This window comes from Saccharothrix sp., assembly GCF_031180885.1.
In the GTDB taxonomy this organism is placed as follows: domain Bacteria; phylum Actinomycetota; class Actinomycetes; order Mycobacteriales; family Pseudonocardiaceae; genus Actinosynnema.
Map to the genome: position 1 here is coordinate 372,788 of NZ_JAPSLK010000001.1, position 23,861 is coordinate 396,648.

Here is a 23,861-nt window from a genome sequence, read left to right on the forward strand (position 1 = left end):
CAGCCCGCCGGGCCGGTGCGCACGCGTTCGCGGCCTGGTTCGCCGGATCGTGTGATCGACACTCCGTGTTGTCGAATTTAACCCTGGGTAGCCGACACTGGTCAGACCCGCTTCAGCACGCGGGCCGCGCCGGCCGCCGCCGTGGAGGCCAGGATCCAGCCCACCGCGATCAACGCGCTGGAGATCCACTGGGAGGCGCCGGAGAACTTCCACTTGCCGTCCTGGCCCAGGTCGACGATGGGGATCAGCAGGTCGACGGCCAGCAGCCACGGGTTCCAGGACGGCGACTCGTCGTCGTTGAGCTTGGGCATCTCGTGGCCGAGGAACCACAGCGCGCCCGCCAGCCAGAACGCCGCCAGCCACGCGATCGCCAGCCAGGGCCGGTACCCGTAGCCCACGGTCCAGCGCTGGAGGAAACCCCACGCCCGGCCCGCCCGGCCCAGCTCGGAGTAGCGGCGGTGCTGCTTCTCCAACTGGACGTGCTGCGCGAGTTCCTCCTCGCCGCCGTCCCGGTACACCGCGGCGAGCTGCTCGTACGGCCCGGGCGCGAAGTCCGGCTGGACCTCGCGCAGCCACCGCAGCCGGGTGTGCACGTCCACCGGCGGGGTCGAGGAGATCGCGCTGAAGGTGAAGTCCTCCACGTCCACCCCGCCGGTCGCCGCCCACAGCCCGGGCCCGTCCTGCACGGCGGTCGCGCTCACCCGCCGCAGCACCACGCGGCCGACCGGGATCACATCCTCGGCCATCCGCAGCACCAACTGGCTGACGGTGAGCCCGTAGGCGTTGAGCGCGATGTCGCTGCCCGGACCGCCCAGCCGGGCGCCGGTGAAGGTGGCCATCTTGCCGACCTCGGCCAGCCGGATGCGGACGCCGCCGGTCGCGGTGAACCCCTGGCTGCACAGCAGGTCCTTGCCGATGGTGGCGACGCGGGCGTCGAGCGAGGGCTTGACCCCGGTGCCGTCGGATCGGCGGCGGGGTTGGACCAGGGTGGCGCCCGAGCAGTCGAGGGTGGAGCCGATCGCGGCGTTCTGGAGCCGGAGCGAGCCCTTGGCGTGCAGGTCGCGGAGGAAGAGGGTGCCGCCGACGGTGAGCCGGTCGGCGAACAGGACGTCGATGCCGGGGCCGTGGAGCTGGACGCCGGACAGGCTCGCGCTGCCCCGGACGTGCGCGTCGACCAGGCGGACCTGCCCGTAGGCGCGCAGGGCGGACTCCCGCGCCCCGTCCCCGCGGAACCCGCCGTTGACCGCGCCGCGCGCTTCGAGGTCGCCGCGCACCCGGATGCCGTCGGCGTGGAGTGCGACGGGAACCCGGTCCACCACCTCGCGGGCTTCGAGTTCTTCGACCACGTCCCGCTGCCCGATGGCCGCGCCGGACAGCCGCAGGTACCCGCCGATCTCTGCGTTGGGCAGCCGCACGGTGCCGCTGGAGGTGAAGCCGTCGTCGAACTCGACGTTGCCGTCGACCCGGATGCGGTCGGCGACGAGGGCGGCGGACTCGTCGGCCGTGCCGCGCGGGATGACGAGGACGGGCCGGTCCACCACGCCGGCCTTGAGGCGGGCGCCGGAGAAGACGACGTTGCCGCCGACCCGGGCCCCGTCGAGCAGGATGCGGCCATCCGCGGTGAACCGACCGCCTTCGGCGTCGCAGAACAGGTTGCCCGCGATGGTGATGCCGGAGCCGTCGAGCGCGTTCTGGCCGGGGTTGAGCAGCCGCGCGCCGCCGAGGTGCACGGACCCGCCGATGTTCGCCCCGCGCATCCGCACTTCTCCGCCCGCGCGCAGGGCGATGGCCTGGAGCGACCCGGAGAGCCGGATGCGGGCGGCGAGGAGGGCGTGGTCCCCCTTGGCCTTGAGGACCGCGCCGGCGAGGCGGAAGGTGCCGTCGACGGTGGCGTCGGTCAGGTCCACCACGCCCTCGCTGGTGAAGCCGGCTTCGAGGACGAGGTCGCTGCCGACGCGGAGGTTGCGCGCCCAGAGGCCGGGGACCTTGCAGCCCCGCATGCGCAGGCTCGTGAGGCGGGCCATGCGGAGGTCGGGCACTTCGTCGAACGTGCAGTCGACGAGGTCGACGACCTGGGTGACCGTGAGGCCTTCGAGCGCGAAGGGACCGGTGACGTGCGCGCCGACCAGGCGGAGGGCGGAACCGGGGAGGGGTTCGGTGAGGAGGGCGGAGAGGAGTTCGCCGCGAACGGTGCGGTCGACCTTGGGTTTCCGGGTGTCGAAGGCGGTGCGGCGGCCGACGGCGAAGGCGGCGCGCAGGGTCTCCTCGTCGGTCACGGGCTCGATCCGATCATCCCGACGAGGGTGTCCGCCAGAACTTGTCGGCTGGACCTCGTGGCCTCCGGCCCCCGGTTCCATTGTCCCACGGGGGTATGACATCTCGGCGGGCTCGCGCGTTCCCGGGGTGACCCGACCGGCGGAACCTTCCCATGGGGAAGGGGAGCCCCGCCGGTCACGGTGGCGGGGCTCCTCCTTCGGGTCACTTCTTGTAGGAGTACTTCTTCAGGCCCTTGCAGAGCGCCTCGCCCGCGTAGTCGACCAGGCACTTCGGCGACACCAGGGCGTGCGAGAAGATCAACTTCTGGGTCTTCCTGCCGTCCGAGTAGGTGTCCTGCCGCCAGAGTTCGTGGTTCGGCATCTTGTCGTGGCTGCCGACGACCTCCGTCCGGCCGTCGCGGTGGACGTCGATGACCATGGTCCAGTCGATCGCCGCGAAGCCCGTGCACCACGGGTTGGTCACCTTGTGCGACACGGCCATCCCGCCCGTCTTCGCGCTGATCTTCGGCTCGCCCTCGACCCGGATGCCGTCGTCGTTCGCGGTCCGGCTGTCCTCGTAGACGAACTTGCCGCCCACCTTCTTGTACCGGCTCGTCGGGTGGACGGTGTGCCGCTCGCCGTACTTCTTCTTCTTGAAGTCGAACGTCAGCACCACCTGCGTCCGGAACTGGCCCGTGCCGAACGCGGGACCGGTGCGGTTGTCGACCCCGTTCCACCAGTCGGCCTTGGTGCGGCCGTCCTTGCCGAAGTTGTGGCAGCCGACGTCGGGGGTGTCGATGTAGCCCTGCGGCGCGACGGTCGGGTGCCGCGGGATGTAGGTCTCGTAGAAGATCTCCGACTTGACGATCTTCGCCGCCTTCGCGGCCTTCGACGACGCCACCGGCTGGATGCCGACCCCGGCGGCGCCGCCCGCGGCGGCGATCCCGAGCACCGCGGCCACGGCGAGGGCGATGCGCGCCCCGGAACCCTTGAACAGCCTCTTCACGATGTTCTCCTGGACGGGGTGGTGGTTCAGCCGACGACGAAGCCGTACGCGTCCTGGAGGTGGTCGCCGTTGACGATCGCCACCTGGGACGGCTGGCTGCCCTCGATGAAGCCGGGCTCGTCCGACTTCGACTTCTTGGTGTCCTGCTTCTTGGTCTCGGTCTTCTTCTTCGTGTCCGTCTTCTTCGTATCGGTCTTCTTCTTCGTGTCGGACTTCTTCTTGGTGTCGGACGTCTTGGTGTCGGACGTCTTGGTGTCGGAGTTCTTGGTGTCGGTCTTCTTCTTGGTGTCCGTCTTCTTCTTGGTGTCTGTCTTCTTCGTCTTCTTCTCGACGGGGGACGCGTAGCCGGTCACCTGCGACTTCTTCGGGTCGATGGTGATCTTCGAGACCTTCTTCGACCCGGGGCCGCTGTTGCCGGAGATCACGGTGATCTTCCCGGTCTTCTTGTTGACCTTCGTGACGATGCCGACGTGGTCGTTGCCGGTGTTGCCGTCGTTCAGCCGGTACGTGACCGCGTCGCCCGGCTTGACGTTCTTCACGCCCGCGCCGTTCTTCCACGTCCCGTACTTCACGCCGTAGCTGCGGAAGCTGTTGGCCATCGACGTGGCGCCGTCGGTCTTCACGCCGGCCTTGTTCCAGACCCACTTGGTGAAGTCCGCGCACCACGCCTGGCACTTGCCGCCCGGGCTGTACGCGTTGCAGTTGTCGCCACCGGACTCGTGGTTGCGCTTGGGGTTGTTCAACTCCTTCTGCGCGATGTCCACGATCTTCTTGCGGGACTCGTCGTCCGCCGGCTTGGTCGCGGCGGCGACCAGCTCCATCTCGACCGGGGCGGCGTGCGCGGACATGCCCATCAGGGCGATGCCGGCGGCCGCGGCGACACCGACGACGAGGCGGGCGGTGGTGGTTTTGAGCAGGGTGAATCGCAACGGGATCTCCTCTGTCAGGGATGTGCGGGCGTCAGCGGCCCGCGGGAACGACCACGAAAGGACCATCGCTGTCCGGACCGACGTGCACGGCGTACGGCTCGGACGGGGTGTGCGGCTCGACGGTGCGCAGTTCGCGGTGCTCGGTGAACTCGCCGAACTCGCGGAATTCGGGGGACCTGGGGGATTCGGGGTACTCGGGGAACTGCGGGGCGATCGGCTCGACGGGCATGGTGCGCAGGACGCGGTCCGACGGCTCGGGGACGTAGGGCGGGTACGGCTGGTACGGCTCGATCACCGGCGGCGCGGGCTGGGGCTCGGGACGGACGGTGAAGGTCTCGGTGAACTCGGGCTCGGACACCTGCGGCTCGAACCCGCGCGGTTCGGACGCCTCCGGCTCGACGGACTGCGGCTGGAACACCTCGGGCTCGACGACCTCCACCGGCTCGACGACCTCCACCGGCTCGACGACCTCCACCGGCTCGACGACCTCGACCGGCTCAGCGGGCTCGGCGGGCTCGGCCGGCTCGGCGGGCTCGGCCGGCTCGGCGGGCTCGACCGGCTCGGCGGGCACGGCGGGCTCCTCGGTGGGACGGGTGGCCGCCTCCACGGACACCGCCACGGCGGGCGGCTGCACGGGCGCGGGCGTCTGGGCCGGCGCGTCCTCCACCGGCACCGCCTGACCGGCCGGCTCCTCCTCGGACACCGGCTCCTCCGACGACGAAGGCTCCTCCGCGGGCGACTCCTCGGAGGGCGACTCCGCAGGCGACTCCTCGGCAGGCGCCTCCGAGGACGGCGCGGTGGGCGTCTCCGGAGCGGGCGTCACGGACTCCTCCGGCTCCTCCACCGGCACCTGCCCGACCGGCGCCTCGGCCACCGGCGGCTCCGCGACCGTCGCCTCGCCGCCCTGCTGGTGCCCCAGCAGGAACGCCGCCACGACCGCCAGCGCGAACGCCGCGAACACCAGCAGCGTCTTCGGCTCCATCCGCCCGGGCTTCTGCTCCCCGGCGGACCGTGCGGACCCGGCGGACCGAGAAGACCGAGCGGACCCAGCCGGCGCGGCGGAAGCGCGCTTCTCCCGCGCTGCGGCTGGTGGGGTGACTCGTCGGCGTGGCATCGGCACGGCCCTTCCTCGTCGGGATCGCTCGACACCGGACGCAATCCGTCCGAACGGGTGTCCGACAAGCGCCGACGACCGGCCGGGACTGTCCCGGACGTCCGACGTCCCCGTGAGCGGGAGTTGGCCGCGTGTTCGACTCGCGCGGCCCGTGCGCGGGCTACGGTGATCGTGTGAAGGGGAGCGATACGGAAACCAGCGTCCCGCGCCTGCTGCGGGTCAGCGCCGCGCTGAGTTGGCGGTTCGTGGCGGTCGTCGCCGCGCTGTACGTCATCGGCGTGGTCGTCGGGTACCTGACGACCATCGTCATCCCGGCCGGGGTGGCGCTGCTGCTGGCGGCGCTGCTGTCGCCGGCGGTGGCGCAGCTGACCCGGGTCGGGGTGCCCAAGGGGCTCGCGACCGGGCTGGTGCTGGTCGGCGGCATCGCCGTGGTCGGCGGGGTGCTCACCTTCGTCATCACCGAGTTCTCCAAGGGCCTGCCGGACCTGCAGAAGCAGGTCAGCGCGAGCCTCGACACGATCCGCGGCTGGCTCAAGGACGGCCCGCTGCACCTGAGCGACGTGCAGCTCCAGCAGTACCTCGACCGGGTCGTGCAGACGATCAAGGAGAACCAGGCCGAGATCACCTCCGGCGCGCTGACCACCGCCGCGACCGTCGGCGAGCTGCTCACCGGGCTGATCCTCGCCCTGTTCACGCTGATCTTCTTCCTGCACGACGGCGACGGCATCTGGCGGTTCCTGATCCGGGCCGTCCCGGCGGACGTCCGGGACCGGGCGGACGTGGCGGGACGGCGCGGTTTCGCGTCCCTCGTCTCCTACGTCCGGGCCACCGCGCTGGTGGCCGTGGTGGACGCGCTCGGCGTCGGCATCGGCCTGTGGATCGTGGGCGTCCCGCTGGTCGTGCCGCTGTCCGCGCTGGTCTTCCTGGGTGCGTTCATCCCGATCGTGGGCGCGGTGATCACCGGTGCGGTGGCCGTCCTGGTGGCGCTGGTCGCCAACGGGTGGGTGGCGGCGCTGATCGTGCTGGCCATCCTGATCGGCGTGATGCAGCTCGAATCCCACGTGCTCCAGCCGCTGCTGCTGGGTCGCGCGGTGAAGCTGCACCCGCTGGCCGTGGTCCTCGCGATCACCGCGGGCCTGGTCGTGGGCGGCATCTCCGGCGCGCTGCTGTCCGTGCCGCTGCTTGCGGTGCTCAACTCGGGCATCCGGTCGCTGCTGTCGGAGTCGGACAAGGCCGTCGAGCCCGCGCAGGTGGACGTGCACGAACCGCAGGAGACCGGTCCGCCGGACACCGGCGGCGAACGCGTCGAGGACCTCGACGGCAAGCCCTAGGCCATCTCCACCAGGTTCCGGCCGTACCCCTTCGCGGCGAGCAGCGCGGCGTCGGCGGCCACCAGCAGGTCCGGCAGCTCGTAGCCGTAGCGCTGGGTGGTCGCCACGCCGATGCTCACGGTCAGCCCGGTCAGCAGGTGCTCGCGGCCGTCGGTGCCGACCGTGGTCACCGCCAGGCCCGCCACCGCCAGCCGCACCCGCTGCGCCACGGACCGGGCGACCGCCGGTTCGGCGTCCGGCAGCAGCACCACGAACTCCTCGCCGCCGAACCGTCCGACCAGGTCACCGCGCCGGACCGTCCCGGACAGCAGCAGGGCGATCGCGGACAGCGCCGCGTCCCCGGCCAGGTGCCCGACCTCGTCGTTGACCTTCTTGAAGTGGTCCAGGTCGAGCAGCATCACGGCCATCGGCCGGTTGCGGGCGCGCGCCTTGGACAGCTCGTAGCGGGCCTTGCCGTCCCAGTGCACGGCGTTGGCCAGGCCGGTCTTGGCGTCCCGCTGCGCCGACCGCCGCCAGTGCGGCAGTTGAGCCGCGCGTTCCAGCAGGGCCATCGGGGCCGCCGCCATCAGCGCGTGCACGGGGGTGGCCGTCGCGACGAACCCCATCAGCCCGCCGATGCTCACCGCGACGATCCCCAGGACGGCGTCGATGGGTTCGCCGACGACCTCCTCGGCGGGCGCCTGCGGGCTGCGCAGCTTCAGCCCGAGCGCGATGATCCCGGCCCGCAGGATCAACAGCACCGCCGCGCCGAGCACCATGACCAGCAGCTCGCGGTTCGGGCTCATCCAGCCCAGCAGCGCGCGGGTGGCGAACACCGAGACGGCGGTCGCGGACAGGGTGAACACCCAGCGGTGCGACTCCGGGCGCTGCGCCAGCACGCCGTGCAGGGCGGGCCCGAACAGCAGCAGGACCAGGAGGTTGCACGGCAGCGCGATCAGGCCGGCGGTCAGGTAGGTGAGGTGCGCGGCCCACGGGTTGCGCTCCGTCTCGCCCATCCGGTGGCTGTAGATGGAGCTGACGATGATCACCGCGCCCGCCGTGCCGGCGATGGCGCCGAACCGGGCGATGGCCTCGGAGTCGGGAGTGGGCGTGGAAGCTATTACGTACACAACTATCCCGAGCGCGATGGCGTCGACGGCCAGCCAGTAGGCCAGGGCGGAGCGCCGCAGCGTCCACAGTGGCCAGTCGCGCACGTCCACCCCACCCCTCGTGCCAGGAGTCGAATCGCGCGGTGTCCCCCGAGAGTCACACCCAGTAGTGCCGGCAAGCCTTCCACACCCGCCGGCCGCCGAACAGACGGCCACCTGGGGGTTAGCTGCGCCACTCCGACACGGCAAAATCACCGGTGAAGGGAGCACACCGTGCACACAGAGCCGGGCCGGACGGGTCCATCGGTGACCGGAGACCCGGTCGCGCACCTCTGGCGGGGAACCGTCGCGCTACGCATCGTGACGTTCCTGTTCGCACTGGGCAACGCCGCGGTCCACCACAGCACGTACGAACGGCCGTGGCTGGCGTGGACCGTGATCGGCGTGATGGCCGCGTGGACGGTGTTCACCAGCGTCGCCTACAGCCGGGAGAACGGGCGGCGGCCGTGGGTGGTGTCCGCCGACCTGGGGCTGGCGTGCGCGCTGATGTCCCTGTCGCCGCTGATCATGACCGATTTCCAGTTCCTGTCGAACGTCCCGCTGATCACCACGATCTGGGCGTCCGGGCCGCCGGTCGCGGCGGGCGCGCTGGGCGGGTCGGTGGCGGGCGCGCTGTCCGGGCTGGTGGTCGGGCTGTTCACCTACCTGAGCCGGGGCGTGCTGAGCGTGGACCTGGTGCGGGACGTCGTGCTGCTGTCCGGCGCGGGCCTGGTCGTGGGCATGGCGTCCACGACCGCGCGCAAGTCGGCCGTGCGGCTGGAGCAGGCGTTGCGCACCGAGGCGGCCACGGCGGAACGCGAGCGCCTCGCGCGGTCCATTCACGACGGTGTCCTCCAGGTGCTGGCGCGGGTGCGCAAGCGCGGGCTGGAACTGGGCGGCGAGGCGGCGGAGTTGGCCGAACTGGCTGGAGAGCAGGAGATCGCGCTGCGGTCGCTGGTGGCCGCCGCGCCCACCGAGTCCACTGTGGATGGTGACGCGGACCTGCGGCCGGGGCTGCAGCTGCTGGCCACGCCGCGGGTGCAGGTGTCCACTCCGGCCACCCAGGTGATGCTCCCGGCCTCGACGGTCGCCGAGCTGACCGCGGTGGTCCGCGAGGCGCTGTCCAACGTGGACAAGCACGCGCCCGGCGCGAAGGCTTGGGTGCTGCTTGAGGACCTGGGCGCGGAAGTGGTGCTCAGCGTCCGCGACGACGGTCCCGGCATCCCGGAGGGGCGGCTGGCGTCGGCCGAGGCGGAGGGGCGGATGGGCGTGGCGAAGTCCATCCGGGGCCGGGTCGAGGCGCTGCGTGGGACGCTGGAGCTGCAGACCGGCCCGGGGGAGGGCACTGAGTGGGAGGTGCGGGTCTACCGATGAGCGTGTCCGTGATGGTGGTCGACGACCACCCGATCTGGCGGGACGGGGTCGCGCGCGACCTCGCCGAACGCGGGTTCGACGTGGTCGCCACCGCCGGCGACGCGGCGTCCGCGGTGCGCATCGCCCGCGCCGTGCGGCCGGACGTGGTGCTGATGGACCTCAACCTGGGCGAGTCGACCGGGGTCGAGGCCACCACGATGATCACCGGGTCGCTGACCGGGACCCGGGTCCTGGTGCTGTCCGCCAGCGGCGAGCACGACGACGTCCTGGAGGCGGTGAAGGCGGGCGCGTCGGGCTACCTGGTGAAGTCCGCGTCCGCGGAGGAGCTGGTCGAGGCGGTCAACCGCACCGCCGCCGGCGACGCCGTGTTCACCGCGGGCCTCGCGGGCCTGGTGCTCGGCGAGTACCGCCGCATGGCCGCTACCCCGGACGAGGACAAACCGCAGCTCACCGACCGCGAGACCGAGGTGCTGAGGCTGGTCGCCAAGGGCCTGACCGCCCGCCAGATCGCCAACCGCCTGGTCATCTCGCACCGCACCGTGGAGAACCACGTGCAGTCGACGCTGCGCAAGCTCCAACTGCACAACCGGGTCGAGCTGGCCCGGTACGCCATCGAGCACGGCCTGGACGTCGAGCCGGAGGGGACATGACCGATCCGAGGCAGTGGCGGGTGTCCGACGCCGAGAGGGAACACGTGGTGGGGCTGCTCCAGAAGGCGATCGGGCGCGGCCTGATCACCCTGGACGAGTTCACCGAGCGGGCCGACACGGCGCTGGCCGCGAAGACCCGCGAACAGCTCAACGCCGTGCTGCTGGACCTGAGCGGCGTGGTGCACACCGACCAGACCCGGGTGGCCGCGTCGGTCGAGCCGCTGGAGCTGAAGTCGACCATGTCGTCGGTGCGCCGCAAGGGCCAGTGGACGGTGCCGAAGACCGTCGTCGTGCGCAACCGGATGGGGTCGACCGAGCTGGACTTCCGGGAGGCGTCGATCCTGACGCCGGTGGTCGAGGTGGAACTGGACGTGCTGGCCGGCTCGGTGAAGCTGGTGCTGCCCGACGACGCCACCGTGAGCACCGAAGGGGTGGACCTGGCGGCGTCCTCTTTGAAGGACAAGGTGGGCGGCACCGGCGGCCGTCCGCACTTCGTCCTGCGCGGCCACGTGACGGCGGGTTCGGTCGAGGTCAAGCGCAAGAAGAACTGGCTGCGCAGCGCCTGATGCGGCACGGGGAGCGGGTGCGCCCGCGGGGCGTCGAGCCCGGGGACCGGCAGGCGTTCATGCGGTTCGACCAGCACGTCTCGGACATGCGGAACGTGGACCTCGTGCACCCGCCCCGGTCCGCGGCCGGTTACCGGGCGTGACCACGAGTTCTTCGCCGGCCGCCACCATTACGTCGTCCTGAGGGGTTTGACGACGGCCGAGTTCGCGAAGCGCCACCCGTTCCCGGGGGTCTGGTCAGCCGGCGCATAGCGCGGGCGGTTGCCGCGGTTGCGGGTGCCCCGGGCCGGCGTGGCCGGCGCTCCGGGTGGCGGCGGCGGGCGGGGGCGGGTCCACTTACGGCAGCGCGCGGTGTTCGTGCCGCGCGGCTAGTGCAGCGGAGCTTACAAGCGAGTTCAGAAAGTCCTGATGGACTGCACAAGCGTGACGGGAGCACACTGCCGGCATGAAGGCTCTGGTCAAGGCGACCGCCGGGCCGGGACTGTCGCTGACCGACGTCCCCGACCCGACCCCCGGCTCCACCGACGTGGTCGTCCGGGTGCTGCGCACCGGCATCTGCGGCACCGACCTGCACATCGACTCGTGGGACGAGTGGGCCGCCCACAACATCCACGCGCCCCTCGTGCTCGGCCACGAGTTCGTCGGCGAGGTCGTCGAGACCGGGTCCGCGGTGACCGGGGTGCAGGTCGGCGACCTGGTCAGCGGCGAGGGCCACCTGGTGTGCGGCACGTGCCGCAACTGCAAGGCGGGCCGCCGGCACCTGTGCGCCCACACGCGCGGCCTCGGCGTGCACAGCGACGGGGCGTTCGCCCAGTACGTGGTGCTGCCCGAGCAGAACGCGTGGGTGCACCGCGCCCCCGTCGACCTGGACGTGGCGGCGATCTTCGACCCGTTCGGCAACGCCGTGCACACCGCGCTGTCGTTCCCGGTCATCGGCGAGGACGTGCTGATCACCGGTGCGGGCCCGATCGGCATCATGGCCGCGGCCGTCGCCAAGCACGCGGGCGCGCGCAACGTCGTGATCACCGACGTCAGCGAGCACCGGCTGGACATCGCCCGCAAGGTCGGCGTCGACCTCGCGCTGGACGTGACCAAGCGGTCCATCGCCGAGGCCCAGGGCGAACTGGGCATGACCGAGGGCTTCGACGTCGGCATGGAGATGTCCGGCAAGCCGGTCGCCCTGCAGGACATGATCGGCAACATGGCGCACGGCGGCCGGATCGCCATCCTCGGGCTGCCCGCCGAGGAGTTCGCGGTGGACTGGAGCAGCGTCGTGCTGAAGATGCTGCACATCAAGGGCATCTACGGCCGCGAGATGTTCGAGACCTGGTACTCGATGTCGGTGCTGCTCCAGCGCGGCCTCGACCTCACCCCGGTGATCACGCACCGGTTCGACTACACCGAGCACGCCGAGGCCTTCGCCACCGCCCGCGAGGGCAAGTGCGGCAAGGTCATCCTCGACTGGACGGGAGCCCACTGATGTACGGCGCGATGCGCGACGACCTGCGTTCCGGCCTCGACGAGATCCGCGCGGCAGGCCTGTACAAGGCGGAACGGGTGATCGGCACACCGCAGAACGCCGCCGTGCGGGTCGGCGCGGGTGACGAGGTGCTGAACTTCTGCGCCAACAACTACCTGGGCCTCGCCGACCACCCGAAGCTGATCGCCGCGGCCAAGGACGCGCTGGACCGGTGGGGCTTCGGCATGGCGTCCGTGCGGTTCATCTGCGGCACCCAGGAACCGCACAAGGAGCTGGAGAAGCGCCTGTCGGAGTTCCTCGGCACCGAGGACACCATCCTCTACAGCTCGTGCTTCGACGCCAACGGCGGCCTGTTCGAGACGCTGCTCGGCGCGGACGACGCGATCATCTCCGACGAGCTGAACCACGCGTCGATCATCGACGGCGTCCGGCTGTCCAAGGCCCGCCGGTACCGCTACAAGAACCGCGACATGGACGACCTGGAGCGGCAGCTCAAGGACGCCGCGGACGCCCGCTACCGGCTGATCGCCACCGACGGCGTGTTCTCCATGGACGGCTACCTGGCGCCGCTGGACGAGATCTGCGACCTGGCCGACCGGTACGACGCCCTGGTCATGGTCGACGACTCGCACGCCGTGGGCTTCACCGGCCCGACCGGGCGCGGCACGCCGGAGCTGTTCGGCGTGCAGGACCGGGTGGACATCGTCACCGGCACGCTGGGCAAGGCGCTGGGCGGGGCGAGCGGCGGTTACACGTCCGGGCGGGCGGAGATCGTGGAGATGCTGCGCCAGCGCTCCCGGCCGTACCTGTTCTCCAACTCCCTGGCCCCGTCCATCACCGCCGCCGCGATCGCCGCGCTGGACCTGCTCAGCTCGTCCGGCGAACTGCTGGGGCGGCTGCGCGCGAACACGGCGCTGTTCCGGTCGCGGATGACCGAGGCGGGCTTCGACCTGCTGCCCGGCGAGCACCCGATCATCCCGGTGATGATCGGCGACGCGGCCGAGGCGTCCCGGATGGCCGACCTGCTGCTGGAGCAGGGCATCTACGTGATCGGCTTCTCCTACCCGGTGGTCCCGCACGGCAAGGCCCGCATCCGCACCCAGATGTCGGCCGCGCACTCGACCGACGACGTGAACCGGGCCGTGGACGCCTTCATCGCCGCACGCGAGGTCATGCGGCAGACGGCGTGACCGGCTCGCCCTCGGCGCCTCCTCCGACCAGGGCAAGCGGACGACGACCCCGGTGAAGACAATGTCCGGGTGATCGATCCCCGACGGCTGCGCGTGCTGCGGGCGCTCGCCGACCACGGCACGGTGACGGCGGCGGCGCAGGCGTTGCACCTGACGCCGTCCGCCGTCTCGCAGCAGCTGGCCGCCCTGGAGTCCGAGGTCGGGCAGGAGCTGCTGCGCCGGCGTGGTCGGCGGGTGTCGTTGACGTCCGCGGGCGAGCTGCTGGTGGGGCACGCGAACGCGGTCGCCGCCGAGTTGGAGCGGGCCCAGGCGACCCTGGCGGGGCTGTCGTCCGGGGTCGCGGGTCGGGTGGAGGTGGGCAGCTTCGCGTCGGCGATCACGCAGGTCGTGGCGCCGGCGCTGGCCCGGCTGCGGGTGTCCGCGCCGGGGGTGGTGGTGCGGGTCCGGGACGTGGAGGGGCACGCGAGCGTGCCGCTGCTGCTCGACGGCGAGATCGACCTGGCGATCACCGAGGAGTACCGGCCGCGCCGCGACGACGGCCGGCTGACCCGGTTCCCGCTCTACACCGAGCCGTTCGACGTGGTCCTGCCGCCTTCGCACCCGTTGGCTTCGCGGGCGGAGGTGGACCTGCGGGACCTGGCCGAGGAGGACTGGGTGGCGACGCTGCCCGGCAACCCGGTGCGGGACGTGGTGGAACTGGCGTGCGGCGACGCCGGGTTCGCACCCCGGATCGTGCACACGTCCGACGACTTCAGCGCGGTCGGGGCGCTGGTCCGGGCCGGTGCGGGCGTGGCGCTGGTGCCGCGGCACGCCCTGCGCGGCATCCCGGTCCGGGGCACCGCGCCGCTGCGCCGGGTGTTCGCGGCGGTCCGCAAGGGCAGCGAGGACCACCCCCTGATCAGGGCGGTCCTCGACGCGGCCCGCTAGTGCGGCGCCCGGGCGGCCAGCTTGGCCGACGCCGGGTCGTGCGCTCCCAGTGCGCCACGCGCCGCGAGTTGGCACAGGTCGAAGCTGGTGGAGGCGAGCTTCGCGCCGACGACGGTGAGCGCCGTGTGGTTCATGGACAGGCTGGTCACGCCCATGCCGATGAGCACGCACGCCAGCAGCGGGTCGGCCGCCGCCTCGCCGCACACGCCGACCGGTTTGCCCAGCTCGGTGCCGGCGTCGCCGACCAGCTTGACCAGGCGCAGCAGGCCGGGCTGCCACGGGTCGTTCAACGCGGCCACCGCGCCCACCTGGCGGTCGGCGGCGAAGGTGTACTGCGCGAGGTCGTTGGTGCCCAGGGACACGAAGTCCACCACGGCCAGGATCTCCCGGGCGACCAGCGCCGCGGCCGGGATCTCGATCATCACGCCGGCCCGCTCGACGCCGGCCTTGCGGGCGCGTTCGACGAACCACGCGGCCTCGGCGGCGGTCGCGACCATCGGCGCCATCACCGACACGTCCGCGCCGGTGTCCTTGGCGGCCAGCGCGATGGCCTCCAGCTGCCGGTCCAGCACCTCGGGCCGGTCGAACGCGACGCGCAGGCCGCGCACGCCCAGCGCCGGGTTCGGCTCGGGGTCGGGTTCGAGGAACGCGAGCGGCTTGTCCGCGCCGGCGTCCAGCGTCCGGACGACGACCGGCTTGCCGGCGAACGGCGCGAGCACGGCGGCGTAGGCCTTGCGCTGGTCCTCGACGCTCGGCTCCTGCGTCGAGGACAGGAAGCAGAACTCGGTGCGGAACAGGCCCACGCCCTCCGCGCCGGCGGCCGCCGCGGCGACCGCGTCGGCCGGGGAGCCCACGTTGCCCAGGACCTTCACCCGGTGCCCGTCGCGCAGCACGCCCACGCCGTTCCACACGGCCTTGCCGGCGACGTGCGCGGCGCGGACCGTGCCGTCGGACGCCTGCACGGCGCCGGTGTCGCCGTCCACCAGCAGGGCGGCGGCGTCGGAGGCGAGGATGCCGCGGCACGCGACGACGGCCGGGATGCCCAGCGAGCGCGCGAGGATCGCGGTGTGCGAGGTGGGGCCGCCCTCCTCGGTGACCAGGGCGAGGACCTTGGTCGGGTCGAGGCCGGCGGTGTCGGCGGGGGCGAGGTCGCGGGCGACCAGGACGCTCGGCGAGGCCAGGTCGGGCACGCCCGGCGGTGCGACGCCGAGGAGTTCGGCGACCAGGCGGTCGCGGACGTCCTGCACGTCGCGGGCGCGTTCGGCCATGTACCCGCCGGCGGCTTCGAGCGCGGTGATGAACCCGGCGGCGGCCTGGTGGACGGCGCGCGCGGCGGGCAGCCGGCGTTCGGTGACGAGCTTCTCGGCCTGGCCGAGGAGGGCCGGGTCGGCCGCCATCGCGGCGGTGGTCTCCAGGACGGCCTTCGCGTCGCCGATGGCCTGGGCGGCCCGGGCGACGAGCCGTTCGGCGACGACGTCCGCGGCGGGCCGGATGCGCGCCGCCTCCGCTGTCACGTCGGCGGGCACCGGCTCGGCCGGTGGCTCCCCCAACGGCTCGGCCACCCGCACCACGGGCCCGGAGGCTCGACCGGAACTGACACCGACACCGCTCAGCCGCGCGCTCGACATGGTCTAGACCATACCCTTCGGGTAGCAGGGACGTGAACCAGCCAACGCCACTACCCGCGAGTCCGCTACCGCAGGAAACGCACTCTTAACCGGTTTCGATCAACCGCAGCACGTCCGCGAGGGGTTGGACGTCGCCGAACGAGTGGGAGAGGGGTGCCACGTCGAGTTGTGGTCCGGCGGCGGAGTGCGGCGCGCGGGTCGGGTTCGGGGTCCGGACGCGGGACGACCCCACGGCGGGGCAGCGCCGTGGGGTCGTGGGGTGCGCCGGTGCGGTCCGCGCGGGAGGTGGGGGCGGACGGCTTGGCGCGGGATCGACGGCTTGGGCACGGGACTGTCGGGCCGGCGCGGGAAGATCGGCATCAAAGGCGCCGAAGGCCCGGTGTCGCACCCCTCTGGGAGAATGGAAGTCGGGGGCCTGCTCAGAACGGGACGCCGCAGCGGAGCACGACGTTGGCGTACGGGGTCGCCTCGCCGGTCCGCACCACCAACCGCGCGCCAGCGGTCCTCGCCTTCAGGGCGTCGTGGCTGATCCGGTCGATGATCGGCAGTCGGTCCGCCAGGGCCTGCGCGCACGTCGGGTTGCGTTCGTCGATCTCCGCCGCCACCACCGCGCGCTCGACCACCAGCTCCGCCAGCAGCCCGTCCACCACCTGCAAGAACGTCGGCACGCCGAACGTGAACGCCAGGTCCACCACCGCCGGACCCGGCGGGATCGGCAGGCCGCAGTCCGCCACCACCACCTCGTCCGTGTGACCCAGGCGCGCCAGTTCCGCGTTCAGCGTCGCGTGCAGGATGCCCGTCCGCTTCACCCGAGCACCTCGGCCGGCCCCGGGTAGGACGGCTGCGCGCCCGGCCTGGTCACCGACGTCGCGGCCACCCGGGCGGCGAACTTCGCGGCCTCCACCAGGGAGTCCCCGCGGGACAGTCCGAAGGCGAGAGCGCCGGCGAACGCGTCACCGGCACCGGTCGTGTCGACCACGTCCACCGCAGGCGCGCCCACCTCGACAACCCCGTCCGAGGTCACCACGGCCGCGCCCCGCGCACCCAGCGTCACCACAGCCGACCGCGGCCCCAACGCCAACAACCCCTCGAACGAGTCCGCCAACGCCAGCGCCTCGTGCTCGTTCACGATCAACGGGTCGAGCAACGCCATCGCCTCCGCCGACACCGAGGTCACCGGCGACAGGTTCAGCACACAACGCACTCCGTGCGCAGCAGCAACCGAAAGCGCGTGCTCCACAGTGGACAGAGGAACCTCAAGCGAACACACCAGGACCGAAACCCCGTCCCACACGAGAGCGTCCACATCGGACGGAAAAACGTCCGAGTTCGCCCCCGGCGCCACGACGATGGAGTTCTCCCCGTCCGGCGTCACCGTGATGTACGCGAGCCCGGTCGGCCGGTCCGAGGTGCGCACCGACTCCACGCGCACCCCGGCCGACACCAGCGACTCCCGCAGCAGCGAGCCGTACTGGTCCGCGCCCACGGCACCCACCAGCGCGACGTCGCACCCGAGCCGCCCGGCGGCGACGGCCGTGTTGGCGCCCTTGCCGCCCGGCATCACCACCGTGTCACCGCCCAGGACCGTCTCGCCGCCCGCCGGACGGCGGTCCACCGCCACGACGAGGTCCGCGTTGGCCGAGCCCAGCACCAGTACGCCCACTGCCCGACTCACTTCTTGAACTCGGCGACGTTCTTCTTCGTCACGACCTTGACCTCGACGTCGACGACCTCCTGGACCGCCTCGCCGCGCGCCGCCTTCACCGCCTGCTCGACGGCCTTGCGCCCGAGCACGTCGGGCTGCTGCGCGATCGTCGCGGCCATCGTGCCGTCCTCGACCGCCTTGAGGCCGTCCGGCGTGCCGTCGAACCCGACCACGGCGACGTCCTTGCCCGCCCGGTCGCCCAGCGCCTTGATCGCGCCCAGCGCCATCTCGTCGTTGTCCGCGAACACGCCCTTGATGCCCGGGTTGGCCTGCAGCAGGTTGGTCATCACGTCCAGGCCCTTGGCGCGGTTGAAGTCCGCGGGCTGGCTCGCCACGACCTTGATGCCGCCGGAGTTGAGCCCCTGCTCGAAGCCCTGGCCGCGGTCGCGGGCGGCCGACGCGCCGGGGATGCCCTGCAGGTGCACGACCTCGCCGCTGGCCGCGCGGCCCAGCTCGATCGCCGCCAGGGTGCCGCCCTGGACGTTGTCCGAGGCGACCTCGGACACGACCTTGCCCCCGTCCACCGACCGGTCCACCGCGACCAGCGGGATGTTCGCGTTCTCGGCGGCCTTCGCGGCGGGCGCGGCCTGCTTGGAGTCGACCGGGTTGATGATGATGGCCTTGACGCCCTGGGTGGTGAACGTCTGCACCTGGTTGATCTGGTTGGTCGCGTCGTTCTGCGCGTCCACCACGGTCAGCTTGACGCCCAGCTCGGCGGCGGCCTTCTCGGCGCCTTCCTTGAGCGCCACGAAGTACGGGTTGTCCAGGGTGGAGATCGCCAGGCCGACGGTGATCTCGCCACCGCCACCTGCCGGGGACCCCGAACCGCACGCGGTCAGCGCCGCGAGGGCGACGGCCGACAGCGCGGCGACACCGCGGAACTTCATCTTGGTCATTCCTTTCATCGGGTACGGCGGCGAAGCGTGTCGAGCAGGACGGCCAGCGCGATCACCGCGCCGATCACGACCTGCTGCCAGAACGGGGACACCTGCAACTGGTTGAGTCCGTTGCGCAGCACGGCCAGCACGAGCGCGCCGACCAGCGTGCCGGTGGCGCGGCCGACGCCGCCGGACAGCGACGCGCCGCCGATCACCACGGCCGCGATCGCGTCCAGCTCGTAGCCCACGGCGGCCTGCGGCCCGGCGGAGGACAGCCGGCCCGCCAGCAGCATCCCGGCGACGGCCGCGAACAGGCCGGACAGCGCGTAGATGACGAGCTTCTGCCGGCGCACGTCGATGCCGGACAGCCGCGCGGCCTCCTCGTTGCCGCCGATCGCGTACATGGCGCGGCCGGAGTACGTGCGGGACAGCACGAAACCGGTGATCCCGAAGAACACCAGCATCACCAGCAGCGGCACCGGCAGGTACGGGGTGAGGTTCGACCCGAGGAAGCTGACGACGTCGGGCGTGGTGGTCGGGCTGCCCTGCGACACCACCAGGGTCAGACCGCGGGCGACGCTGAGCATCGCCAGGGTCGCGATGAACGCGGGCAGCTTCCCGTAGGACACCAGCGCGCCGTTGACCAGGCCCGCGACCACGCCGGTGCCCAGGCCCAGCAGCAATGCCACCGGTCCGGGCAGGCCCGCCTCGGCCGACGACCACGCGCCGACCATCGCCGACAGCGCCGCGACGCTGCCCACGGACAGGTCGATGCCGCCGGACACGATGACGAACGTCGACCCGAACGCGAGCACCGCGACCACGGCCGCCTGCACGCCCACGTTGAGCAGGTTCTGGGTGGTCAGGAACGACGGCGCGAGCAGCGACAGCGCCACCACCAGCACCAGCAGGCCCGCGAGCGCGCCGTTGTCCGACAGCACCTTGACGTTCTTGCGACTGGCCACCGTTGTCATGCCGGGAACTCCTGAACCGCCAACGCCATCACCTTGTCCTGGGTCGTGCCGCCGGGCAGTTCGCCCGCGACGCGGCCGTGCGCCATCACGACGACCCGGTCGCTCATCCCGATCACCTCGGGCAGGTCGGAGGACACCAGCACGACCGCGCGCCCGGCCGCCGTCATCCGGTTGACCAGCTCGTAGATCTCGACCTTCGCGCCCACGTCCACGCCGCGGGTCGGCTCGTCGAGCACCAGCACGCGCGGGTCGGCGAGCAGCCACTTGCCGATGACGACCTTCTGCTGGTTGCCGCCGGACAGCTCGCGCACCTGCTGCCCCAGCCCGGACGCCTTGACCCGCAACGACTTCGCCATCCCGGCGGCCCGCTCGCGCTGGCCGCGCCGGTCCACCAGGCCCGCCCGGGTGCTCGCCTTCATGGTGACCAGGCCGAGGTTGTCGGCGACGGTCGAGGTCAGCACCAGGCCCTGGCCCTTGCGGTCCTCGGGGACCAGGCCCAGCCCGGCGCGCACCGCGGCCTGCACGTCGTGCCGGGGGACCTGCCGCCCGGCGACCTCGACGGTGCCGGAGTCGTAGGGGTCGACGCCGAACGCGGCGCGCACCACCTCGGTCCGGCCCGCGCCGACCAGGCCCGCGACACCGACGACCTCGCCCGCGCGGACGTGGAAGGACACGTCGTGGAACGCGCCGCGCCGGGTCAGGCCCTCGACCTTGAACAGCACCTCGCCGGGTTCGGTGCGGCGGCGCGGGTACTGCTCGTCGATGGTGCGGCCGACCATCAGCTCGATCATGTGCTCGACGGTGGCCGTGCCGGGGAGGGTGCCGACGCTGCGGCCGTCGCGCAGGACGGTGATCCGGTCGGCGACGCGGCGGATCTCGTCGAGGTGGTGGGTGATGAACACCAGGCCGACGCCCTGCGCGCGCAGCTCGGACATGATGTCGAGCAGGCGGTCGGTCTCGGTGTCGGTGAGCACGGCGGTCGGCTCGTCCAGGACCAGGAGCTGGGCGTTCAGGCTCAGCGCGCGGGCGATCTCGACCATCTGCTGCCCGGCGATGCCCAGGTCTTGGACAGGTGTGGTCGGGTCGACGTCGAGGCCGACGCGGTCCAGGAGCGCTTTGGCGTCCTCTCGCATTCGCGCTTTGTCGACGATTCCGAAGCGGCGGGGCGGGCGGCCGAGGAACAGGTTCTCGGCGACCGAGAGCTGGGGGACCAGGGTGAGTTCCTGGTGGATCACGGCCAGGCTGCCGCGGCGCTCGACCGTCCCGGTGTCCGGCGCGTGCACCCCGGCGAGGACCTTGACCAGCGTGGACTTGCCCGCGCCGTTCTCGCCGAGCAGGACGTGCACCTCGCCGGGGCGGACGTCGAAGTCCACGCCGTCCAGCGCGCGCACGCCGGTGAAGCTCTTGCCGATGTTCCGCGCCTCAAGCAGCACCGGTCGCCTCCCCGCAGGAACCCCGCACGACCAGGCGCGCGGTGAGCTGGACGTCGGCCGGCTGCTCGCCCGCGACCAGCGCCAACAGGCTGCGGGCGGCGGCGTGGCCCATTTCGACGGTGGGTTGGGCGATGACCGTGATCGGCGGGTCGAGCAGCGGGAACCACGGCTGGTCGTCGTACACCGCGAGACCCACGTCCGCGGGCACGGTCAGACCGCGGCGGCGGAGTTCTTCGAGCGCGCCCAGGCCCATCAGGTTGTCCATCGCGACCAGGGCCGTGGGGCGGTCCGGCGCGTCGAGGAGTTCGGCCGCGGCGCGGGCGCCGCTCTCCCGGCGGAAGTCGCCGTGCACGACCCGCAGGTCCAGGCCGCCGCGCGCGAACTGCTCCAGGCGCTCCCGGCCGGTGCTGGTGTCGGGCGGACCGGCGATCACGCCGACTCGCTGGTGACCTGCGGCTTTCAACGCTTCGGCGAGGTCGGCGAGCGCTTGCGCGCCGTCCGCGCGGACCACCGGGCAGGACGCGTCGGGGACCGTGCGGTCCAGCAGGACCAGCGGGACCCCGCGCTGCTCGACCTCCGCGAGCCACGACGGGTCGTCGGTGGCCGGGCACACCAGGAGGCCGTCGACGCGGCGGTCCAGCAGGGTGCGGACGTAGGTGAGGAGCTGGTCGGCGGACTCGTCGGCGTTGGCGACGATCACGCAGTAGCCATGCGCCCGGGCCTCCTCCTCGACCGCGCGGGCGATCTCGGCGAAGAACGGGTTCACCAGGTCGCTGATCACCAGGCCGAGGGTCTTGGTCGAGGTGGTGCGCAGGGAGCGGGCCAGCGCGTTGGGGCGGTAGCCGAGTTCTTCGACGGCGGCGAGGACGCGGGTGCGGGTCTCGGGCGTCGGGGCGGCGTGGCCGTTGAGGACGCGGGAGACGGTCGCGGTCGAGACGCCGGCGTGCTGCGCGACGTCTTTGATCGTGGTCACGCTCCGCACCCCCTCGATCACGTGGTATCGATTACAGGGGCGTAGTTAATCGGTTACACGGGGGGCGCTGTCAAGTTTCTCGATTCAGCGGCGTGACCTGTTCGGTACGCGGAGGTGAGTAGAGGTACGGATCCGCCAGGCGCGCGGCGGGGGCGATCCTGGTCACATGACCGGACAGGACCCCCTCATACGGCTGGCGGACGAACTCGCCCACCTCGGCCGGCGACTGGAAGCGGTGGGCGTCGAACTCCGCAACACCACCCTCACCGCTGCCTCCCAGCCGACCACGCCCACCCAACCCCCGGCACCCCAGCCCTCGGCGGCCCAACCCGCGGAGCCGCAGCCGCATTCGCCGGGCTGGAGCGCGCCCGCCGCCCAAGCCGCCGGCCCACCGGTCGCCGCCACGCCGCACCTCCCGCCGGCCGCCGCGCCGACCGCGCCGCAGGTGCCGCCGGCCGCCACGCCACCCACGCCGCACGTCCCGGTGCCGGCCGCGCCGCCCCCGCCGGCGCCGTGGGCCGCCCAGCCGATGCCGCACATGCCGCCGACTCCCCCGCGCCCGTCCCTGTTCGACCGGCTGAGCCAACCCGGCGCCGGCAGCAAACTGCTCGCCTGGGTCGGTGGCGCGGTGACCCTCCTCGGCGTCGTCCTCCTCCTCGTCCTCGCGGTGCAGCGCGGCTACCTCGGCCCCGTCCCGCGCGTGGTCGGCGGCGCGCTCCTCGGCGCGGCACTCGTCGGCATCGCCCTCCGCCTGCACCGCAGCGAGCACTCCCGCACCGGCGCGTTCGCCGTCGCCGCCACCGGGTTCGCCGTGCTCTACCTCGACGTCGTCGCCGCCACCTCGATCTACGCCTACCTCCCCGAAGGCGCCGGTCTGGCCGCCGGACTCCTGATCGCCGCCGGCGGCCTGCTGCTCGCCATGCGCTGGGACTCCGCCCTCTTCGCGGCCGGCGTGGTGGGCGCCTGCGCGGTGTGCGCGCCGGTCCTCACCGACGGCTTCACCCCGTTGCTGGTCGGGTTCCTGCTGGTCCTGAAGATCGCCGCCAGTCCCGTGCACCTGCGCAAGGACTGGCCGTCGCTGGCCGTCACCGCGGGCATCCCGCCGCTCCTGGCGACCCTCCTGGTCATCGGCCACACCCGCGACCCCCGCGCCCTCGCCGGACTCGCCCTGCTCGCCGCCCTGGTCGGGGTGGCCGCGGCCGTCGTCACGGTCCGGGTCCGCCCCGGCGACGTGACCGCGCTCGGCCTGGCCGTCGGCTCACCCCTGCCCGCCCTGCTCACGACCGTCGTCCTCGACAAGACCTGGGGAGCCGGGCTGGCCGGGGCCGTCGCGGTCGTCGTGCTCGGTCTGTGGGCGGTCGGCCGGCGTGCGCTGCCGTCCGCGTTCACCGCCGGGGTCGGCGCGGTCGGCGTGCTGGCGCTGTTCGTCGCGACCGCCCTCGCACTCGATGGCAGTGCCCGCGCCGGCGTCGTGCTCGGCGAAGCCCTGGTGCTGGCCGTCCTCGCCGAACGGCTCCGGTCCCGCGGGTCCCTGCTCGGTTCGACCGCGTTCGCCGGCATCGGCCTGGTGATGACGCTCGCCGACGCGGTCCCGCTGGAGTGGCTCCTCGACGAACCGCGGCACCCGATCACCCGGGGCGACCTGGTGACCGGGCTGCTCGCGGCGCTGGTCCTGGCGCTGACGGCGATCGCGCTGCCGTGGGCCGCCGTGCGGCTCGGCGTCCTGGACCGGCACCCGCTGCCGTGGATCACGGTCGGCCTGGTCGTCCTCTACGCGACGGCCGGGGTCGTCCTGTGCTCCGCGCTGCTGGTGTCGCAGGACGAAGCCGGGTTCCTGTTCGGCCACTCGGTCGTGACGGTCTCGTGGACGGTGGCCGCCCTGGTGCTGCTGGTACGGGGCATCGACGTGCGGTCGCTGCGGGTCGCGGGCCTGGTGCTGGTCGGCGCGGCGGTGGTCAAACTGCTGCTGTTCGACCTGGCCGCACTGGACGGCATCGCCCGCGTCCTTGCGTTCATCGGCGCAGGCCTGGTGCTCCTGACGGCGGGCACCCGTTACGCCAAGCTGGTGGCCGCACGACGAATTTCCGCGAATTAGGGCCGGTCGGGATCCAAAACCCGGCGCCGTGCGTCAACCTGGTGTAGTTCTACGTCGTCGGGGAACGACCACCGGTGCAGCGCACCGGCAGGGGCCCGGCGTCGGTCGTTTCGCCCCCCGAGCGACCGGCGCCGGGCACACCATCGCCGCGTGCTGCCGCCCGCCCCGCCGTCGCGGGCGGCAGTTCACTCGCTCCGGCAAGAAAATCACTCGTCCGTAGGACTTG

General features: G+C 72.5%; 21 protein-coding genes. 9 read left to right on the plus strand and 12 right to left on the minus strand.

Annotation, left to right across the window (positions count from 1 at the left end):
- Nucleotides 1–101: 101 nt before the first annotated feature.
- From RIN75_RS01890 to RIN75_RS01905, 4 genes are all read right to left on the minus strand, one after another.
- Nucleotides 102–2,276, minus strand: a complete 2,175-nt coding sequence (locus tag RIN75_RS01890) for a hypothetical protein (RefSeq protein ID WP_309109965.1) — start codon at nt 2,274–2,276, stop codon at nt 102–104.
- A gap of 202 nt (nt 2,277–2,478) precedes the next feature.
- Nucleotides 2,479–3,261 (minus strand): hypothetical protein, encoded by a 783-nt coding sequence (locus RIN75_RS01895; protein WP_309109966.1) that lies wholly within the window; start codon nt 3,259–3,261, stop codon nt 2,479–2,481.
- Between the two features lie 26 nt (nt 3,262–3,287).
- Nucleotides 3,288–4,190 (minus strand): CHAP domain-containing protein, encoded by a 903-nt coding sequence (locus RIN75_RS01900; protein WP_309109967.1) that lies wholly within the window; start codon nt 4,188–4,190, stop codon nt 3,288–3,290.
- 31 nt (nt 4,191–4,221) lie between these two features.
- Nucleotides 4,222–5,172 (minus strand): hypothetical protein, encoded by a 951-nt coding sequence (locus RIN75_RS01905; protein WP_309109968.1) that lies wholly within the window; start codon nt 5,170–5,172, stop codon nt 4,222–4,224.
- Nucleotides 5,173–5,477: 305 nt separating this feature from the next.
- On the opposite strand from RIN75_RS01905, the gene RIN75_RS01910 reads away from it, so the two are divergent.
- A complete protein-coding gene (locus tag RIN75_RS01910; protein WP_309109969.1) occupies nt 5,478–6,635 on the plus strand; it encodes an AI-2E family transporter in 1,158 nt (385 codons plus the stop codon).
- Here the strand turns inward: RIN75_RS01910 and RIN75_RS01915 are convergent.
- Nucleotides 6,632–7,828 carry a diguanylate cyclase gene (locus RIN75_RS01915; protein WP_309109970.1) on the minus strand — a complete coding sequence of 399 codons (1,197 nt, stop codon included), beginning with the start codon at nt 7,826–7,828 and terminating at the stop codon, nt 6,632–6,634. The two genes, RIN75_RS01910 and RIN75_RS01915, sit on opposite strands and share 4 nt — an antisense overlap.
- 168 nt (nt 7,829–7,996) lie before the next feature.
- Between RIN75_RS01915 and macS the strand changes: the two genes are divergently transcribed.
- From macS to RIN75_RS01950, 7 genes are all read left to right on the plus strand, one after another.
- Nucleotides 7,997–9,136 carry a MacS family sensor histidine kinase gene (macS, locus tag RIN75_RS01920; RefSeq protein WP_309109971.1) on the plus strand — a complete coding sequence of 380 codons (1,140 nt, stop codon included), beginning with the start codon at nt 7,997–7,999 and terminating at the stop codon, nt 9,134–9,136.
- A complete protein-coding gene (locus RIN75_RS01925; RefSeq protein ID WP_309109972.1) occupies nt 9,133–9,786 on the plus strand; it encodes a response regulator transcription factor in 654 nt (217 codons plus the stop codon). Before macS ends, RIN75_RS01925 begins: the two co-directional genes overlap by 4 nt.
- Nucleotides 9,783–10,352: a DUF1707 domain-containing protein gene (locus RIN75_RS01930; protein WP_309109973.1), complete on the plus strand. Its 570-nt coding sequence runs from the start codon at nt 9,783–9,785 to the stop codon at nt 10,350–10,352. Before RIN75_RS01925 ends, RIN75_RS01930 begins: the two co-directional genes overlap by 4 nt.
- Nucleotides 10,352–10,495, plus strand: a complete 144-nt coding sequence (locus tag RIN75_RS01935) for a hypothetical protein (RefSeq protein ID WP_309109974.1) — start codon at nt 10,352–10,354, stop codon at nt 10,493–10,495. Before RIN75_RS01930 ends, RIN75_RS01935 begins: the two co-directional genes overlap by 1 nt.
- A 302-nt stretch (nt 10,496–10,797) precedes the next feature.
- Nucleotides 10,798–11,832 carry an L-threonine 3-dehydrogenase gene (gene tdh, locus RIN75_RS01940; protein WP_309109975.1) on the plus strand — a complete coding sequence of 345 codons (1,035 nt, stop codon included), beginning with the start codon at nt 10,798–10,800 and terminating at the stop codon, nt 11,830–11,832.
- A complete protein-coding gene (locus RIN75_RS01945) occupies nt 11,832–13,022 on the plus strand; it encodes a glycine C-acetyltransferase (protein WP_309109976.1) in 1,191 nt (396 codons plus the stop codon). The genes tdh and RIN75_RS01945 overlap by 1 nt, the downstream gene beginning before the upstream one ends.
- Nucleotides 13,023–13,091: 69 nt before the next feature.
- Nucleotides 13,092–13,949, plus strand: a complete 858-nt coding sequence (locus RIN75_RS01950) for a LysR family transcriptional regulator (protein ID WP_309109977.1) — start codon at nt 13,092–13,094, stop codon at nt 13,947–13,949.
- On the opposite strand, the gene ptsP is transcribed toward RIN75_RS01950, so the two are convergent.
- The 7 genes from ptsP to RIN75_RS01985 all read right to left on the minus strand — a co-directional run bounded on the left by ptsP (nt 13,946) and on the right by RIN75_RS01985 (nt 21,540).
- Entirely contained in the window at nt 13,946–15,577 is a 1,632-nt protein-coding gene (ptsP, locus tag RIN75_RS01955) for a phosphoenolpyruvate--protein phosphotransferase (protein WP_309109978.1), read from the minus strand. The two genes, RIN75_RS01950 and ptsP, sit on opposite strands and share 4 nt — an antisense overlap.
- Before the next feature lie 419 nt (nt 15,578–15,996).
- Entirely contained in the window at nt 15,997–16,386 is a 390-nt protein-coding gene (gene rbsD, locus RIN75_RS01960; RefSeq protein ID WP_309109979.1) for a D-ribose pyranase, read from the minus strand.
- Nucleotides 16,383–17,240: a ribokinase gene (locus RIN75_RS01965; RefSeq protein ID WP_309109980.1), complete on the minus strand. Its 858-nt coding sequence runs from the start codon at nt 17,238–17,240 to the stop codon at nt 16,383–16,385. The genes rbsD and RIN75_RS01965 overlap by 4 nt, the downstream gene beginning before the upstream one ends.
- A gap of 8 nt (nt 17,241–17,248) precedes the next feature.
- A complete protein-coding gene (locus RIN75_RS01970; protein ID WP_309109981.1) occupies nt 17,249–18,169 on the minus strand; it encodes a substrate-binding domain-containing protein in 921 nt (306 codons plus the stop codon).
- A gap of 14 nt (nt 18,170–18,183) precedes the next feature.
- Nucleotides 18,184–19,134, minus strand: a complete 951-nt coding sequence (locus tag RIN75_RS01975; RefSeq protein ID WP_309109982.1) for an ABC transporter permease — start codon at nt 19,132–19,134, stop codon at nt 18,184–18,186.
- A complete protein-coding gene (locus RIN75_RS01980) occupies nt 19,131–20,567 on the minus strand; it encodes a sugar ABC transporter ATP-binding protein (protein ID WP_309109983.1) in 1,437 nt (478 codons plus the stop codon). Before RIN75_RS01980 ends, RIN75_RS01975 begins: the two co-directional genes overlap by 4 nt.
- On the minus strand, nt 20,557–21,540 hold the full coding sequence (locus RIN75_RS01985) for a LacI family DNA-binding transcriptional regulator (protein ID WP_309109984.1): 984 nt from the start codon (nt 21,538–21,540) through the stop codon (nt 20,557–20,559). The genes RIN75_RS01980 and RIN75_RS01985 overlap by 11 nt, the downstream gene beginning before the upstream one ends.
- A gap of 166 nt (nt 21,541–21,706) precedes the next feature.
- On the opposite strand from RIN75_RS01985, the gene RIN75_RS01990 reads away from it, so the two are divergent.
- The gene (locus RIN75_RS01990) at nt 21,707–23,635 is read left to right on the plus strand and encodes a DUF2339 domain-containing protein (RefSeq protein ID WP_309109985.1); all 1,929 of its coding nucleotides are present in this window, start codon (nt 21,707–21,709) and stop codon (nt 23,633–23,635) included.
- Nucleotides 23,636–23,861: the final 226 nt, after the last annotated feature.

Excerpts from the sequence above, each read along its gene's own strand:
- RIN75_RS01905 (WP_309109968.1), bottom strand. The coding sequence starts at position 5,172 with ATGGAGCCGAAGACGCTGCTGGTGTTCGCGGCGTTCGCGCTGGCGGTC.
- RIN75_RS01925 (WP_309109972.1), top strand. The coding sequence starts at position 9,133 with ATGAGCGTGTCCGTGATGGTGGTCGACGACCACCCGATCTGGCGGGAC.
- RIN75_RS01930 (WP_309109973.1), top strand. The coding sequence starts at position 9,783 with ATGACCGATCCGAGGCAGTGGCGGGTGTCCGACGCCGAGAGGGAACAC.
- RIN75_RS01935 (WP_309109974.1), top strand. The coding sequence starts at position 10,352 with ATGCGGCACGGGGAGCGGGTGCGCCCGCGGGGCGTCGAGCCCGGGGAC.
- tdh (WP_309109975.1), top strand. The coding sequence starts at position 10,798 with ATGAAGGCTCTGGTCAAGGCGACCGCCGGGCCGGGACTGTCGCTGACC.
- RIN75_RS01945 (WP_309109976.1), top strand. The coding sequence starts at position 11,832 with ATGTACGGCGCGATGCGCGACGACCTGCGTTCCGGCCTCGACGAGATC.
- ptsP (WP_309109978.1), bottom strand. The coding sequence starts at position 15,577 with ATGTCGAGCGCGCGGCTGAGCGGTGTCGGTGTCAGTTCCGGTCGAGCC.
- RIN75_RS01970 (WP_309109981.1), bottom strand. The coding sequence starts at position 18,169 with ATGAAGTTCCGCGGTGTCGCCGCGCTGTCGGCCGTCGCCCTCGCGGCG.
- RIN75_RS01975 (WP_309109982.1), bottom strand. The coding sequence starts at position 19,134 with ATGACAACGGTGGCCAGTCGCAAGAACGTCAAGGTGCTGTCGGACAAC.
- RIN75_RS01990 (WP_309109985.1), top strand. The coding sequence starts at position 21,707 with ATGACCGGACAGGACCCCCTCATACGGCTGGCGGACGAACTCGCCCAC.